This window comes from Pelagimonas varians (assembly GCF_003208435.1).
Classification (GTDB): Bacteria; Pseudomonadota; Alphaproteobacteria; order Rhodobacterales; family Rhodobacteraceae; genus Pelagimonas; species Pelagimonas varians.
Window position 1 is genome coordinate 16,702 of sequence record NZ_QKMF01000003.1, and the last position, 16,486, is coordinate 33,187.

12 protein-coding genes are annotated in these 16,486 nt (G+C 53.7%); 4 read left to right on the forward strand and 8 right to left on the reverse strand.

Translation table 11 applies throughout. The features are described 5' to 3' along the window. Positions 1–112: 112 nt before the first annotated feature. The 5 genes from C8N36_RS04425 to C8N36_RS04445 are packed head-to-tail and all read right to left on the reverse strand — an operon-like array spanning position 113 to position 5,638. The gene (locus tag C8N36_RS04425) at positions 113–1,093 is read right to left on the reverse strand and encodes an ABC transporter ATP-binding protein (protein ID WP_097804887.1); all 981 of its coding nucleotides are present in this window, start codon (positions 1,091–1,093) and stop codon (positions 113–115) included. Further along, entirely contained in the window at positions 1,090–2,067 is a 978-nt protein-coding gene (locus C8N36_RS04430; RefSeq protein ID WP_097804922.1) for an ABC transporter ATP-binding protein, read from the reverse strand. The genes C8N36_RS04425 and C8N36_RS04430 overlap by 4 nt, the downstream gene beginning before the upstream one ends. A gap of 5 nt (positions 2,068–2,072) precedes the next feature. Further along, a complete protein-coding gene (locus tag C8N36_RS04435; protein ID WP_097804886.1) occupies positions 2,073–3,014 on the reverse strand; it encodes an ABC transporter permease in 942 nt (313 codons plus the stop codon). Positions 3,015–3,016: 2 nt separating this feature from the next. After that, positions 3,017–3,988, reverse strand: a complete 972-nt coding sequence (locus C8N36_RS04440) for an ABC transporter permease (protein WP_097804885.1) — start codon at positions 3,986–3,988, stop codon at positions 3,017–3,019. Between the two features lie 54 nt (positions 3,989–4,042). Beyond that, on the reverse strand, positions 4,043–5,638 hold the full coding sequence (locus tag C8N36_RS04445) for an ABC transporter substrate-binding protein (RefSeq protein ID WP_176527088.1): 1,596 nt from the start codon (positions 5,636–5,638) through the stop codon (positions 4,043–4,045). Between the two features lie 218 nt (positions 5,639–5,856). Here C8N36_RS04445 and C8N36_RS04450 point away from each other — a divergent pair, with 218 nt between their 5' ends. Further along, positions 5,857–6,786: a LysR family transcriptional regulator gene (locus C8N36_RS04450; protein WP_170125804.1), complete on the forward strand. Its 930-nt coding sequence runs from the start codon at positions 5,857–5,859 to the stop codon at positions 6,784–6,786. 111 nt (positions 6,787–6,897) lie between these two features. Further along, a complete protein-coding gene (locus tag C8N36_RS04455) occupies positions 6,898–8,064 on the forward strand; it encodes a M20 aminoacylase family protein (protein WP_097804883.1) in 1,167 nt (388 codons plus the stop codon). Between the two features lie 5 nt (positions 8,065–8,069). Here the strand turns inward: C8N36_RS04455 and leuD are convergent, their stop codons facing one another. From leuD to C8N36_RS04470, 3 genes are read right to left on the reverse strand one after another with little or no spacing between them, the layout of a single operon-like run. After that, on the reverse strand, positions 8,070–8,675 hold the full coding sequence (gene leuD, locus C8N36_RS04460) for a 3-isopropylmalate dehydratase small subunit (RefSeq protein WP_097804882.1): 606 nt from the start codon (positions 8,673–8,675) through the stop codon (positions 8,070–8,072). After that, the gene (gene leuC / locus C8N36_RS04465; protein ID WP_097804881.1) at positions 8,676–10,067 is read right to left on the reverse strand and encodes a 3-isopropylmalate dehydratase large subunit; all 1,392 of its coding nucleotides are present in this window, start codon (positions 10,065–10,067) and stop codon (positions 8,676–8,678) included. It lies immediately after the preceding gene. Then, the gene (locus C8N36_RS04470) at positions 10,064–10,969 is read right to left on the reverse strand and encodes an alpha/beta fold hydrolase (RefSeq protein WP_097804880.1); all 906 of its coding nucleotides are present in this window, start codon (positions 10,967–10,969) and stop codon (positions 10,064–10,066) included. Before C8N36_RS04470 ends, leuC begins: the two co-directional genes overlap by 4 nt. A 1,337-nt stretch (positions 10,970–12,306) precedes the next feature. Between C8N36_RS04470 and C8N36_RS04475 the strand changes: the two genes are divergently transcribed. Next, positions 12,307–13,128: a hypothetical protein gene (locus C8N36_RS04475; RefSeq protein WP_097804879.1), complete on the forward strand. Its 822-nt coding sequence runs from the start codon at positions 12,307–12,309 to the stop codon at positions 13,126–13,128. Between the two features lie 202 nt (positions 13,129–13,330). Beyond that, positions 13,331–16,315, forward strand: a complete 2,985-nt coding sequence (locus tag C8N36_RS04480) for a DUF5906 domain-containing protein (protein ID WP_141468078.1) — start codon at positions 13,331–13,333, stop codon at positions 16,313–16,315. Positions 16,316–16,486 lie beyond the last annotated feature (171 nt).

Here is a 16,486-nt window from a genome sequence, read left to right on the forward strand (position 1 = left end):
GGCTCCAACGATCGGGTCTCGGGCTGTAGATATGTACGGGCTCTCGGGACACCTGCCGACCCGAATATCTACGCTCGGAGTCGAGAACATGCCCGTGCCCGGTGGCTCTTCTTCACGTTGCCTTGAAACAGGCGACAGCCCCCAGATCACTTTCAACCACGGGGGGAATATTGGCTTTGCAATGGGCATCTGCCAGCGGACAGCGGGGATGAAATGTGCAGCCAGACGGTGGCGTGATCGGGTTAGGGATTTCACCCGCCGCCTTCACACGTGTCCGCCCTGTCATGTCCAAATCAGGCACCGCTTCAAGCAGCATTTGCGTATAGGGGTGGCGCGGATTTCGAAACATCTCTTTGCTGTCAGATACTTCAACAAGGCGGCCCAAATACAGAACCCCAATCCGGTTCGCCATATGGCGCACAACTGACAGGTCGTGACTGATAAACAGATAGGTCAGCCCAAAGTCATCCTGCAAATCCCGCATCAAATTTAGAATTTGCGCCTGAACAGACACATCAAGCGCAGAGGTCGGCTCATCACAGACAATGAATTCCGGCTTGGACGACAAGACACGCGCAATCGCGATCCTCTGGCGTTGGCCGCCCGAAAACTCATGCGGAAACTTGCTGCCGTCTTTGGCGGACAGACCGACAAGTTCCAACAACTCATCGACACGCTTCTGCGAGCTGCCTTCCATGTCACCCATGCCAAATTTCCGCAACGGCTCTGCAATGATGTCGCGCACACGCCAGCGCGGGTTAAGACTGGCGAACGGATCCTGAAAGATCATTTGATAGCGACGACGGATGTTCCGCATTGCGGTGGGTGACTGTTCTGCCAAATTGACGCCGTCAAAACGAATCTCACCACTGGACGCCGCCAATAGACCAACAATCACCTTGGCGATGGTGGATTTGCCCGAACCGGATTCCCCAACCAAAGCAAAGGTCTCGCCGCGCTTAATGTTCAACGACACATCATTGACCGCGCGCAACAGTCGTCTGTCTTCGCGTTCGATCAATCTGTTCAACCAAGGTTTTGAAATGTCGAAAATACGAGAGAGGTCTTTGATTTCAAGCAGATTGTCGCTCATGACGCGCCTCCTTCGGTCTCAAGATGACACGCAACTTCGCAATTGCCGACGGAGCGGGTTGCCGGTTGCTGACTGCGGCAGATGTCCATGACGTGGCCGCAGCGCGGGGCAAATGCGCATCCCTCAGGACGGTCCGTGATCCGGGGCATCGTGCCGGGGATTTGGGTCAGCCGGTCGTTGGTTTGGGTTAGTGTCGGGATCGAACGCATCAGCCCCTTGGTATAGGGGTGCTTTGCTTGTTTGATGACCTCGCGTACTGGGCCAATCTCGGCGATGCGGCCGGAATACAGAACCGCCACACGGTCCGCTGCCTCCGCGATAACGCCCATGTCATGGGTGATAAGAATAACGGCTGTCCCATGTTCAGCACACATGCGTTTCAGAACGTCGATGATCTGCGATTGCACCGACACGTCCAGCGCGGTTGTCGGCTCATCCGCAATGATCAGCTCTGGTCCGGCGCATAAGGCAAGTGCGATCACAACACGTTGCCGCATCCCACCAGAGAATTGATGAGGATAGTCGTCGATCCGTTTGTCAGCAGCAGGGATGCCCACCTCTTCAAGCAAACCAATTGCGCGGGCGCGTGCCTGCTTTTCGGTAAGATCCAAATGGGTGCGGATGGTTTGGATCAACTGCTTTGCGATAGTGTATAGGGGGTTCAGCGATGTCAGCGGGTCTTGGAAAACCATGCCAACACGCTTGCCGCGAATACGCCGCATCTCCTCCATGCCGAGATTGTCGATACGAGACCCGTCAAGATGGACAGTACCGCCAGAAATATGGCCGGGCGGTTCGATCAACCCGATAATCGCGGCACCCGTGATCGATTTGCCCGCACCAGATTCACCAACCAGTCCCAAAACTTCGCCACGCGACAGATCAAAACTGACATGATCCACTGCGCGCAAGAGACCATGGCGCGTCGGGAAGTCGACGACCATGTCGCGCACGCTTAAAAGAACATCACTCATGTTTGTCACCTCAGCTTTGGATTGAGGGCGTCGCGCAACCAATCGCCAAGCAGGTTTACAGCCAAGACAAGCACCGCCAAAAGTGCGCCGGGAAAGAGTGTGATCCACCACTCGCCCGAAAACAGGAAGTCATTGCCAATACGGATCATCGTGCCAAGTGATGGTTGGGTCGAGGGCATGCCCACGCCGAGGAAGGACAGGGTTGCCTCGGTGATGATGGCGAGTGCGAGGTTGATCGTTGCGATCACCAGCACAGGCCCCATGACATTGGGCAGCACATGACGCAGCATGATTAGAAACGGGTGCAGCCCGATCAAACGCGCGGCCTGAACATATTCCTTGTCACGCTCCACCAGTGTCGAGGATCGCACAGTGCGCGCGTATTGCACCCAAAACGACAGGCCAATAGAAATCACCAACACGGTAAATGCAGTCTCCTCGCGGTTCACACCGCCCGTGAGGCCGCTGATCGTGCCATCAATCAGCAGCGCAATCAGGATCGCTGGAAAGCTAAGTTGAACATCGGCCACCCGCATGATTACCGCGTCAACGGCACCGCCCATGTAGCCCGCGACCAACCCAAGCGTAATCCCAAGCACGGCGGCGAAGGCCACGGAGGCAAGGCCAACAGCAATGGAAATCCGTGAGCCATACAGGATTGTCGACAAAACATCCCGCCCCTGATCATCGGTTCCCAACAAGTAACGCGGATCGCCCATCCCGGTCCAGGACGGGGGCAGAAGGGAATCCATCAACGACAAGGATGCCAGATCAAAAGGGTTATGTGGCGCAAGCAGCGGTGCCAGCAATGCGGCCAGAAAAATGATCAGCGCGACACCTGCTGCGACCATCGTGACTTTTGATTTTTTGAAGGAATACCAGATGTCGGAGTCCAGCACGCGACGCAGCAGGCTCTTGGCTTCATTCGTTTGGTAATCGGTGCTCATCTTCAGCTTCCTTCCAGACGAATGCGCGGATCAACCACGACATAAAGAACATCCACGATCAAATTGATCAGGACAAAGAGGAATGCGATCATCAGCAAGTAAGCCGCCATAATCGGCACATCTACATTCTGGACAGCTTGCAAAAACAACAGCCCAGAGCCGGGCCATTGAAACACCGTCTCCGTGATGATGGCGAAGGCGATGATCGAACCGAATTGCAAACCGGTGATGGTAATGACCGGGATCATCGTATTCTTCAGTGCATGGCCAAAGTGAACAACGCGGGTTTTCAAGCCACGCGCCTTGGCGAACTTAACAAAGTCGGTGCGCAGGACTTCCATCATTTCTGATCTGACCAGTCGCATGATCAGCGTCATCTGGAACAAGCCAAGAGTGATCGCCGGCAAGATGATTGCCTTGAGTCCCGTGGCTGTAAGCAAACCGGTGGACCACCACCCAAGATCAACGACCTCGCCGCGCCCGAAACTGGGCAACCATTGCAGATGGACCGAAAAGATAAAGATCAGCAGGATACCAACCAAAAACGAGGGGAGTGAGATGCCGATCAGGGAGACTGTTAGAAAAATGTTGGACAGCACACTATCTCGATAGAGCGCTGTGTAGACCCCCATCGGAATACCTGCGGCGATCGCAAATATTGCCGAGACCAAAGCAAGTTCAAGCGTCGCAGGCAGCCGTTCACCGAGGATTTCGGAAACCGGCCTGCGATATTGATACGACGTGCCAAAGTCACCCTGTGCTGCATTGCTGATGAAGTGCCAGTATTGCACGATCAGCGGCTGATTGAGGCCAAGTTGTTCGCGCAATAGTTCGCGGTCAGCGATGGATGTCTCGAGTCCGACCATCTGGTTGACCGGATCACCGACAAACCGAAACATGACGAACGCGACCAAGCCGACGACCATGATGACGATGATCGACTGAATAATGCGGCGGATTACAAAGGCTATCATATAAAATCAAGAGCTTTGCCGAAACAAGGCTCTCCTTTCTTGCTCAGCTGCCGACTATTTAGCGGCTGTGATCAGTGAGAACCGGAAGATGTTATCTGCACGTTGTGCAACGCTGAACTTCTCGGATACGCCCCACGCCAAACCTTGCTGATGCAATGGCAGATAGGCGACGTCATCTGTCGTCATCTTATAGGCTTGAGCGATCAATTCATCCCGTTTGGCCGCATCGTTCTCGACCAGTACTTGCGCCGCCAGCTCATCAACCTTCAGGTTGCAATACCCACCGATGTTAAACGGCCCCGTACCCTCATTCTGGGTCCGGCAACCATGTAGCTGGGTCAACACATTCCAGCTGTCGAATGAACTTGGGGACCAACCCAGCAAATAGAAAGACGTGTCATATCCACCGGCAGCCAAGACGCGTGCGAAAAACTGCGCCTTTGGTTGCGCATTCACATTCACTGTAATTCCTGCGCGTGCCATCATTGCGGCTACTGCCTGACAGATCGCTTCGTCGTTCACATAGCGATCATTCGGGCAATCCAGCTGAATTTCGAAGCCATCGGGATACCCCGCGTCTGCCAGCAATTGCTTGGACAGTTCCGGGTCATAAGCCAGACGTTCAAACGCACCCGATCCCGAGAACAGCGACGGTGCCAACATCAGCGCCGATGGCGTCGCCTGCCCGCGCATGATCCGTGCTGAAATCGCTACGGCATCAATGGCGTGATAGAAGGCTTGACGTACACGCACGTCCTGAAGCGGATTTGCATCTGTTACGTTGGAATACGTCAGGACATCACGCGCCTGATCCATCCCTAAGAAAATCGTGCGCAGCTCCGGCCCGACCAAAGCACTTGTGGCAGCATTAGATTCGACGCGCCCAATATCCTGCGGCGGAACTGGGTACACCAGATCCATCTCACCTGACAAAAGAGCGGCGACGCGGGTGGCATCCGCTGCGATGGTCTTGAATTCAACGCGGTCAACATTGGGGGCCTTTCCGTTCCAGCCCCACCAGCCTGCGTTCGCTGTAAAGTTCGTCTCGACGCCAGTTGTGTGCTCAGCAATCATAAACGGACCTGTGCCGTTCGTTTCTTGAGAAATTGTCGTTACAGACGTATCTGCCGCGGTCGTTACTTGCACGGAGTCTGTTGTTACGGTCCATTCCTGATCCACGATCATCCATGTGTGCCATTCAGAATGCAGGATTGGATTGGCTGAACTCAATACAACATCAACGGTATGGTCATCGACGGCTATGAACTCCGCATCTGTGGGAATACGCGCCTTAAGGTCTGACCCTTCAGAGCGCACCCGATTTGCCGAAAACACAACATCGGCGGCCGTAAAGTCATTGCCGTTGTGAAATTTAACACCTTGCCGCAAATTGAACCGCCAGCGTGTTGGCTCGATGATTTCCCAGCTTTCAGCAAGACCGGGTTGAATTTGCAGGTTTTCGTCGCGTCTGGTTAAGCCCTCATACACGTTTGTGAGGGTGCCCAGCGTAAAGGTTTCACTCAGCGAGTAAGGGTCAAGTGATCCCAGAGAGCCTTGGAAACCGTAGCGGAATGTTGTTTCAGCAGCCACCGCCGAGGCCACAACGCTTGTTAGTGCCGTTGCCGACAACATGAGTTTGATGGTGTTCATTTTCTTCCCCCTATGAGGTGATCGCGCGTGATCGTCGCAAATCCAAACGGGCAGTAGGCTTCTCGACAGATGTCGGACAAAGCGGCACAGCCGTCGTTTGCGTTAACCCTATTCTTCGATGCACTGGTTTGGTGACGTGGAAGAATTATTTAATATCTGCGATCAATGGGTATGTTAGGGTTCGTGTGGAGAATTGGTTTGGAAAAAAGGATATCACGGTGGAACTGCGTCAACTTCAGGCATTTGTTGCCGTCGCTGAAGAGCTGCATTTTCGCGCGGCTGCGGATCGCGTTGGCATGGCGCAGGCCGCATTGTCGACCAAGATCAAACGCTTGGAAGAAGAACTTGGATTTCCACTCCTTTTCCGCACGACACGCCACGTCAGCCTGACGCAGGCAGGAACAGTATTCCTCAAAGAAGTACATGCAACACTTGCCTGTTTGGAAAATGGTGTTCGTCAGGCAGAGCTTGCCGCGGATAGCCGGTTCAAGCGCTTGAGAATCGGGGGCATTGACGCAGCTTTGATTTGGTATCTCCCGCCCGTTATCGAAGCGTTCAAAGCACGCCTGCCAAACCTCAGCTTGCCGATGACCGAGGTGTCGGGCTCCGACGAGCAAATCACAAACCTGCAATCGCACCGCATCGACCTTGCGTTCTTTCGCCCGCCCACCAATGCGCCCGGGATCAAGTTTGAAACCTTGGTCGAAGAACATGTTTTGGTCGCGTTGCCGAAATCACATTACCTTGCCGAAAAGAAGGAAGGTCTGACCGTAGAGGATTTGGCCGACGAACCTTTGATCAATTTTCCTAGAAATGCACGGCCCTACCTCCACGATCTTGTAATAAAAAGCTTTTCCGAAAAAAACTTGAGACCCAAAATTGCAATGGAAGTGACGGAAAAGCTGACCATGATGCGTCTGATCGAGCTGGAGATGGGCTTGGGTCTGGTCCCGGAATGGATTGGCGTCCTACGACCCAAGAACATTGTTTTTCGGCCTTTCCTCGCAGCAAATGCGCGCTTGAAATTCGGCGTCGCATGGCGCGAAAATGAACGAAACCAAACCGTGATGGAATTCCTAGAAATTGTCAAAGATCATGCGGATCTGGCACAGAAAGAGCTTAAAAGAACCTGGAAACGGCACACGTGACCTACTGATTTCTTCCAGGTTATTATTTCGGAAATACGATCAATTGCCGTTCCGGTTCATGGTTTATTGGTCGCGACAGATGTATGACTGAAACGAAATAGGGTCGCCCGTATGAAACCGCTGGAATATTTCAACCAACATCACGCCGAGATCGCCGAATGGCGTCAAAATCTGCACCGTCGCCCGGGTCTGCTTTTTGATGTGGCTGAGACAGCTGATTTCGTGGCTGACAAACTGCGCGAATTTGGTGTGGATGAGGTGATCGATAATGTTGGGCAAACCGGTGTTGTCGGCATCCTGAGGGGCGCGGCAGGTACGGTGAACCACGCGATCGGGCTGCGCGCGGATATGGATGCGTTGCCGATCACTGAGGCCACAAGCCTCCCCTACCAATCCGAGATTGATGGCAAAATGCACGCTTGCGGTCATGACGGCCACACGTCGATGCTGCTGGGTGCGGCGAAATATCTAGCGCAGACCCGCAATTTCAGCGGCACGGTCGTGCTTATTTTTCAACCCGCCGAAGAAGGTGGTGTCGGGGCAAAGGCGATGTTGGACGACGGGCTGATGGAACGGTTCGGAATTGGTGAAGTCTATGGGTTGCACAACCGTCCGGGGATGCCTGTGGGAACCTTTGCAAGCCGCCACGGTGAGTTGATGGCATCAGGCGATAATTTCACAATTGAGATCACTGGCAAAGGCGCTCACGCAGCCCGCCCGCACCTTGGTGTTGATCCGGTTCTGGTCGCCAGCCACATTCACACAGCCTTGCAATCCATTGTGTCGCGCGTTGCGGACCCTATCAGCAGCTTAGTGGTTTCTGTCACGCAAATCCACGGTGGTGATGCATACAATGTCATCCCACAAACCGCCAAAATGTGCGGAACAGTGCGGTCACTGGACCAAGCATTACGGGCGCAGGCGGAGGCGCAATTGCATAGCATCGCACAAGGCATTGCCTCTGGCATGGGTGCCACGGTCGAGATTGATTATCAAACTATCGTTCCTGTGACAGCCAACACACCAGAATTCGCCGAGATTGCTATGGCTGCTGCCGCAAATGTTGTTGGAGTGGCAAACACCACTCTCGACGGCCCGCTGAACATGGGCGGCGAAGATTTCTCATTCATGCTGCAAGCCCGACCCGGCGCGCATATCTTTCTTGGCCAAGGAGACACGGCGGGGCTGCACCACCCAGAATATGACTTTAACGACGAGATCATCCCTTATGGCTGCGCCTATTGGGCCACGTTGGCCGAGCAGCGCGGGCGCGCTTAGGCCCGCTACTTCAGGACACTCACCCGCATTTTGTCGCCCAGCTTGGCCTCGAAGGCGCGGATCGCTTCGGCATGTTCCAACGAGTCCAACGTGTCGTCACCACCGCGTATTATGGACGCCTGCGTGGCATCGTCCATCTCGAATGGCACCGACATTTCGCCCGCAATGATGTTGCGGTTCTCGATGTCGATGGAAATTTCAAGGCCATCGCCTGCTGCGGCAAGGTCCAGCATCGCATCCCGCGCCTCAGGCGTTACAATTGGCAATACCAGACCGTTCTTGCGGGCGTTGTCATAGAAAATACCCGCAAACCCTGTGCCAATCGCAGCCGTCAGACCCATCTGACCCATGCCCCAGACGGCGTGTTCCCGGCTGGATCCGCAGCCGAAATTATCACCGACGATCAGGATAGACGCGTTCTTCCAAGGTGCCTTGTTCAACACAAATTCAGGCCGAATGTTCCCCGCCTCGTCAAAGCGCAGATCGGCGAATGTGCCTTCCGCCAGACCCTCGCGCGTGATGGTGATCAAGAACCGCTTGGGCATGATCACATCGGTATCGACATTGGCCAGCGGTAGGGGGGCGGCAAGGCCCGTGACTGATTTGGGCATCTATTCCGGCTCCGGTGTAAAGCTACGCACGTCGGCAAGATGGCCGGAAATCGCGGCTGCAGCGACCATAGCAGGACTCATCAGATGAGTGCGTGCGCCACGCCCCTGACGCCCTTCAAAGTTTCGGTTGGTTGAGGACGCAACACGCTCACCGTCCATCGCGATGTCGTCATTCATCGCAAGACACATCGAACAACCGCTTTCAGGGCGCCAATCGAAACCGGCATCGGCAAAGATCTTATCCAGCCCCTCTGCCTCTGCCTGCATCCGCGTTAATGTCGACCCTGGCACGATGATGGCCTGCACACCCGCCGCCACTTTGCGGCCTTTCAAAACCTTCGCAGCGGCGCGCAAATCCTCGATCCGGCTGTTGGTACATGACCCGATAAAGGCGCTGTCTATGCGGATATCTTGCACGGATTGCCCCGCCGTCAGTCCCATATAGGCGATTGCGCGGTCCAAAGCGGCCTTTGCTTTCGGAGTCATATCGGCGGCACCGTCTGGCACAAATCCTTCAATAGACACGGATTGATCAGGACTGGTTCCCCAGCTGACCAAAGGTGGGATTTCGGCGGCATCAATGGTGACGATACGGTCAAATTCTGCGCCTTCATCCGATGCCCATTGCTCACTGTCGAACGCCAGTCCATCGCTGTGGGGCTTACCCGCGGCCATGCCGTACGCCTTATCATCCGCCGCAATAAGCGCTGCGCGCCCGCCAAGTTCGACCGCCATGTTGCAAATCGTCATCCGCCCCGCCATGCCCTGTGCACGGATCGCGACCCCAGCGAATTCCACAGCATAACCGTTGGCACCCCCGGCACCGACAACCTGCACCACCTTCATGATGATATCTTTGGCGGTAACGCCAGCGGCCAAATCACCCTCAACCTCGACCAACATGGTTTTCAGACGTTTATAGCGCAGTGTCTGCGTGGCCAGCACATGTTCGACCTCAGACGTGCCGATGCCAAACCCGAGCGCGCCAAACGCGCCGTATGTGGTGGTGTGGCTGTCGCCACAGGCGATCACCATACCTGGCGACACCAAACCCTGCTCGGGGACAACCACATGTTCGATGCCTTGCCGGCGATCCCCAAGCCCGTAAAACGCAATACCGTGTTTGGTGCAATTGGCCTCAAGATTGTCGATCAACACCTTGGAGGCCGCGTCATGGGGCGCCCGCGACCGCGTCGGGTTCACATGATCTACGACCGACAAATGCGCCTCAGGTCGCCAGACCTTTAGCCCCTTTTGCTCTAACCCGGAAAATGCCTGCGGACTGGTGTATTCATTCATGATATGGAAATCGACATACAGCAGTATGTCGCCGCCCGGCAGATCACAGACCTTATGCGTATCCACCAGCTTGTCATAAAGGGTGCGGGTCAAAGTGCTGCCTCCTGAGCGGTATGGCTGCGGTCAAAGAAATCCAACAAGCGAGCAACAATCACGTCCGGTATCTCTTCTGCCATGTAATGCGAGGCATCAACTTCGTCGAACTCCAAGTTTTCCGCACGGCTTTTCCAAAGGGCTGCCGCATCGAAGCAGTGCCCTATGACACCCTGTTTTGCCCAAAGCGTCAACAGAGGCATCGTCAGTTTCGCACCTGCATCGGCATCATCGTGGCGGATATCAATCGTGGCTGCTGCCCTGTAGTCTTCGCAACTCGCATGGATCACAGCAGGGTCCCGAAACGCCGACAAATACTCCGCCAATGCAGCTTGCGAAAACACATTGTCCCCACCCGCCTGATTGAAACATTTGAGCTTCCAGAAACTATCCGAATTCTCACCGATAATCGTCTCGGGGAGAGGATGTTTCTGGATCAGAAAATACCAGTGCCAATAAGCTTTGGCAAAATCATGCGATGTGTTGGCGTACATTTCACGCGTGGGCGCGATATCCAAAAGCACCATACCTTTAACGCGGCCCGCATGGTCCATCCCCAGACGGTGCGCCACGCGCGCGCCACGGTCATGCGCCCCAACCAAGAATTGATCATGGCCCAGCGACTGCATCACCGCTACAATGTCATTGGCCATGGCACGTTTTGAATAGGGCGCATGTTCAGCGTCTGTGGCAGGTTTGCCAGACCGCCCATAGCCCCGCAAATCGGGGCAGATCACGCGATAAGTTTCGGCAAGTTTCGGGGCCACCAGATGCCACATGGCCGACGTCTGGGGATATCCATGTATCAAAACCAACGGCTCAGCATTTTCAGGACCGCCTGACCGAACGAAGATATCAGTCCCGTCGCCCGGTAAAACCTGCTCTGTAAATCCTTCAAACATGTCTTACCCGCCTCTCATTCTACCAAGCCTAATGTTACAGAATAGGCCAACGAAATTGATCGTAAATACGGAACAGTGAAAATGAACAATGGGCAGGGTTTAGATGAAAACGAAGAACGTGCGTGTTGGCTGTTCAAGAACAACTTCAATAGTCTTGCAGCAGCACGGTTGGGTCTCACTCTGCGGACCCTAGTGCAACGCGCATCGACAGCTATTCTGTGGGGCGAAGCTGCTATTCATTGAACATGCATCATCCGTCAAACTGAGCTCAGCGCCGCCATAGAATGGCATGCAGCAATCACGACTGCTTTGATATGAGGAACGGCGTGCAAATTCGTAGTCTTGCGATAGATTTGCATCACTTTTTTCGGTGCATGGAATGGGTCCCGTAGCTGCTGGGTTCTAATCCAATCTGGATAGACTTCAGGCATGACCGCTTTGTCTGTTGCGTGTGAGTTGATCATTTCCTACTCGCTGCGGCCAGTATGGATGACCGGTTTCTGTGCTGCATTGCAACAACGGAAACTGAGCAAATACAGCAATATTTGCGCTGCGCGCGCATACAGCACAAAAATCGAATTCACAGTCCGGGCTCGGAGCCGACATTGGCAGGTATTTTCGACGAAAATGGGTCGAGTGTCCGCTTTTTCAAAATCGTCGCTCGTAGTTTGCAAACGCAGCAAACGGTTCCTTACTGCCCTTGTTGCTTTTCTCTGCCCCACAGACAGATAAAGCGGCCATTGATCTTCCAACCGTCAAGGTCGGCTTGGTCCGCGTTGCCGTCATCTAGCCGCCAGAAATGCTGCACCTATGCGCCAACGGCAGGTTTAGGAAAGCTGCAACGCGGCGTTTGATCACCCGGCCAACGGCAGGTGTGGGCCGTTCGCTCACTTGCGAAACTAGGTTTGGCCTGTCTTTGCAAAGGTCGTATTCAGCGCTTTTCTGACTTTCAAATTACGCTGAAAGCGAGTGATTTCCGCCCCTGAACGCAGAACGCTATCCGAAATGTCAAGTATTCAGACTTGATCTTGGTCTCCCCGACGGCTGCTACAGGTCCGGTTTTACACACCGGGATACCCCCTGTGGGTCCCTCATTTGCGAACACAAGTCGGGCAAACGTCTGGAATGCTTAGTATCATTTTCAGAAATCCAACAAATCCAGCCTTTTTGAACCTAAAAAAAAAGACAGAGAGACCCTGTGTTCGTAAGGGGGGGGGTAGTAGATTCCTTGATCTATCCGGGTGGCGGATTCTGTGGATTTGGTTGGCGATCATGTCTCCTTCCTCTGATATGTTCCCGACACTGATGTGTTTTAAGTTTCAGTCTTCGGAGGAGCCATGTCGGAATTTGACAGAATATCAATCTTGAATGCTGCAAGGTGCCTTTTGGAGGATCGCAAATTTAAAAACGACGTTGTGTTGCCGCTCGCCAGTCGTGAGTACATCGAAGCCGTCGACGCATTGAACCCTTTACTTTTAGTGATCAGCAGAGGCGAGATTAATGCGAGGGGCAGGTTCGCCCGAGTGCGAGTGGATCATCCGATTTTCTATGAGGAACCAAATTCAAGCCAGCTTCGCCGACTGTCGCTAAAACTTAGGCAAAGTGACCAAATCATTCTGGGTAATGGAGCTGAACTGGAACCGTCCGATATCCCAAACGTTTCTTGGTGGCTTGAAGGTGTCGTCTGGGAGAAGTCGATCCTTTGGGTGTCTAACCCAGAGCACTTTGATGAGGAGCGCCGGCGTCGCCTGAAGGTTGAGCAAACTGTGGAAACAGTTCCTGAACGTCCGGACGAATTCGAGGAGCTTACCTGCTTCGTAGATGTTACACTTTCCTTGGATGATGTGATGCGCTGGGCCAAATCCCACGGCGTAAACAATTCCCCAAAAGTGGGCCACAACAAAGGCAAGGCTGGGGCTAAGCCATCGGAAGATTGGCCAAAGATCGAGAAGTTTCTTATGGATGAGATAGAAACCGGCACCACTTGGAAAAGTTGGAATGATGTCTGGTTCAAGCTTCAGGGTCTATTGAAAGATCCAGAAGCGTCAAACGGAAGTGCCCAGCCATATCAAAAGTTGACCAGACACTTAAAAGTACACAATTCAGATCTTCTGGAAATGCTCAAGCAACGCATCGAAACCGTGAAGACGACGCTGTAGGCCACGCCAAGTGCGATAGGTAAGAATTTTTAATTCGTACTAGTACCAATTATTCCGTCAATTGATACTAGTATACTAAGTAAAAACAGTGGGTTAGTACGACTCCATCATAAACTTTCATATGGAGATAACCATGAATTTTGCGTCTGATAACCACCCCTCTCTGAACGCGACACACAGTCTTTCAGCCGCGGAGCGTCACATGGACGACGATCTGCGTGTCACGCCAACAGCTCGATGGAATGACGCCACCATCTACGGCGACCTCAACTCTGAAGAAGCCCAGAAAGTGCTAGCCAGCGAACTTATTTCCGGCTTTTCCGAGCGCGCACCAAAAGTCGCGGGTGACAAGTGGATTCAGAAAAAGTTCAATGTTCGAGTCGTTCTTGAGGCGCTAACACGCCACCCTGTTCAAAAGAAAAAGGAAGGCACGGCACTGTTCTTTAACGAGACAGAGCTGACCGGCCGGGCCCGGACAATTGGCGGTGAACGGCAAGTCTTCACTTATCGAGGCAAGGCTAAGGCCAAATCGGTATCTGCATTCGTGGTGGACATTGACGGAACAGACTATATCGACCGGATCCGCGATACTGTCATCGAACTCGGTCTATTTGCCGTACTATACACGACCCATAGTCATGCAAAAAAATCGACCGAAAAAGGTGACTTCTTCCGCCTGATCATTCCACTGGAGCATCCGTTTCTGGTTGAGGAACACGGTGGAAACCCTAGGTTGGCAGCTTGGCATTGGTTGTCACGATACGTGGGTTTCTCGAAACTTCTGGGTATCATTGATCTCGATCTGAGCGCTGCGAAATTCGTGCAGATGATGTTCATGCCTCGCCGGGCTGACGAAGCCGCAAAATTCAAGCACTATGTCGTCGCAGGTCGGGCTCTGTCAGTCGATGAGATGCCGATCGAAAAAGATCTACCCAAGTATAAGGCTGTCAGGTCTGCTGGGCGCGCGCGTGAGCGCGAAAGCGCTGCCCAGCGCAAAGAGGCAACACTCAAGGACGGCTTCGATGTCCGTGATTGGTTCGACGATTGTGGGGAGGCGTTTGATCTCGAAACGCTCCTCGACATGATTGGCTGGGACATCCGGAATGAATTTGCAGGAGATGGGATGACAATCATGTGTCCAAATCACCTGGAGCATACGGTTCCTGACGATGGTTCTGACACCGGCTGCTGGTGCGCGCCCACTGACGGGGAGCAAAAGATACTCATTATGTGCCATCACGACCACTGCGGCGATCTTTGCACATGGGATTTTTTTCGTCTAATTGAAGAACGGATTGAAGATGGTGATGCGATCTTGCCTGACGAGTTCAAAACGCTCTCCGAACTCCTCAGTGACGAAATGTTTTACCCTGAAATCGACGGCAAGACGATCACGGTTACACCGGCTGACTACGGAGCGGTGATTGATGTTGCGGTCAGCTACCTTTCGTCGCCCAAAAAGGTTGAAGATGCCTTCCAGAGCACGTCGGAAAACGAAAATGTCGGAGAAGTTGATTACGTTGCGTTGTTTGCGGGCGTTGCCCTTGCAGGCAACCGAAGTGCGGCCGTCGAACGACTACACTTGCTCCTCAAGGACAAAAAACGGTTCAACGCGAACGAGATCGCCAACCTCAAAAAGCGTGGTGCAGAACTGGCCGAGGGAAAGCGCCTAGAGTACGCCCATCAACGCGAAGCCGAAAACGCAAAAGTGTTAGAGGCAGCTTTAGAGGGCGACACCGACTTGGGTCACCCTTCTTGGGATATTGCCGACCCATTGGGGGAGACGATGACGGAAGCCTCTGCAACGCTGAGCAAAAGATGGCGCGTTGTAAGCATTGGCGGAAAGTTCCGAGTTCTATGCGTTCCGGACCCAGACAACCTTGATCGACGCAAAGTGGCCATTGAGACCATGTCTAAAGCTGACTTCGAGGCCTTTCATGAAGACCGAAAGGTTCGTATGGGGAAGGAGTGGATGAATCCCGCAAAATCATTCGTGAAGAGTGCACGTAGGGTCTCCGCGCTTGAATTTGCGCCACCGCCGGTTCAGATTCACTCAAACGTTTTCAATCTCTATCGAGGGCGCCAAATTAGCCCCCGCGAAGGTTCCTGCGAGCACCTAAAAACGTTCATCAAGCACACCGTCTGTCGTGGTCGGGAAGAATTGTTTAGGTTTGTTTGGCTGTACCTTGCCCACCTCGTTCAGAGGCCTGGCGAAAAGCCTCAGACGGCGATTGTCCTTCGAGGCATGGGGGGGTGTGGCAAAAGCACGTTTGGGCTGATTTTGGAGCGTCTGGCAGCGCCCTACAGCCTAACGATTGCTGAAGAGGAACATGTAACAGGTCGCTTTGCGGGACAGCACCTTGCAACAAGTCTTGTTGCGGTTTGCACTGAGGCGCTCTTTGCGGGCGATCCAAAGGTCAATGGGAAGATCAAGAGCCTCGTGACGTCGGATACGATCCTGGCTGAACCGAAAGGCCTACCAGTGGTTCAGTTGCAATCATATACGCGTTTTTACTTCGATAGTAACAACGATCGCGTGGTTCCTATCGATGGCAACGGGTCAGAGCGGCGGTACTTGGTTATGGAAGTCAACGACGACCATATGAACGATAAACATTTCTTCGATCCAATCTACGATGAGCTGAACGGAGACGGCATGGCGGCACTCGCATGGGAGCTGGAGATCTATGATCCAGCGAACGATGGGTTGCGGTGGCAGGACGTGCGGACAGCCCCAGACACGCCTGAACGTCGAAAGATGCGCTGGCACTCCATGCGACCTGTAGAGCGCGCTCTGATCCGCCTTATCGAGGATGGTGGCGTCACGATGAAAACCGAAAGTGGTCAAACCTTCCGGTATGAGTTCGAGGCAGGTCAGCCAATTCGTCTACCTCAAGCTGAGCTCCGGCGGTTTCTTGGTACTTCTATGAACCGGCATGAAGCAAAGGATGGGGACATCGAGAGCCTGATGAAGGATCTTTTCGGAGAGTCGGTTTCGGACAAGACGGGAACCGAACACCTAACGGTAAAGGTGTTGCGCGGAGCTATTAAGTGCTCCGAGTATATCCCCGGTGGCGCATCAGGCGACGACTGGAGCCAGATTGACCGCAAAGCGATCCGCTGTTTTGAGTTCCCGCCTGTGGATGTGCTGGGAGAAATAGCCGCCAAAAAGTATCAGCTCACTTAAAAAAAAGCGGCGTCCGCTGACGCGGGTGCCGCTGACAAATAATTGTTGGAGAATAGAATGATAGACCTAATTTCCGGAGAAGATCTCGCGAAGCGTCTCCGTTTTGATGGAACCACCAGTGCCTTTCGAAAATTCTGCCATGACACTGGAATTCGGTCCGTGCCGGGGCGC

Excerpts from the sequence above, each read along its gene's own strand:
- C8N36_RS04425 (WP_097804887.1), bottom strand. The coding sequence starts at position 1,093 with ATGAGCGACAATCTGCTTGAAATCAAAGACCTCTCTCGTATTTTCGAC.
- C8N36_RS04430 (WP_097804922.1), bottom strand. The coding sequence starts at position 2,067 with ATGAGTGATGTTCTTTTAAGCGTGCGCGACATGGTCGTCGACTTCCCG.
- C8N36_RS04435 (WP_097804886.1), bottom strand. The coding sequence starts at position 3,014 with ATGAGCACCGATTACCAAACGAATGAAGCCAAGAGCCTGCTGCGTCGC.
- C8N36_RS04440 (WP_097804885.1), bottom strand. The coding sequence starts at position 3,988 with ATGATAGCCTTTGTAATCCGCCGCATTATTCAGTCGATCATCGTCATC.
- C8N36_RS04445 (WP_176527088.1), bottom strand. The coding sequence starts at position 5,638 with ATGAACACCATCAAACTCATGTTGTCGGCAACGGCACTAACAAGCGTT.
- C8N36_RS04455 (WP_097804883.1), top strand. The coding sequence starts at position 6,898 with ATGAAACCGCTGGAATATTTCAACCAACATCACGCCGAGATCGCCGAA.
- leuD (WP_097804882.1), bottom strand. The coding sequence starts at position 8,675 with ATGCCCAAATCAGTCACGGGCCTTGCCGCCCCCCTACCGCTGGCCAAT.
- C8N36_RS04470 (WP_097804880.1), bottom strand. The coding sequence starts at position 10,969 with ATGTTTGAAGGATTTACAGAGCAGGTTTTACCGGGCGACGGGACTGAT.
- C8N36_RS04475 (WP_097804879.1), top strand. The coding sequence starts at position 12,307 with ATGTCGGAATTTGACAGAATATCAATCTTGAATGCTGCAAGGTGCCTT.
- C8N36_RS04480 (WP_141468078.1), top strand. The coding sequence starts at position 13,331 with ATGGACGACGATCTGCGTGTCACGCCAACAGCTCGATGGAATGACGCC.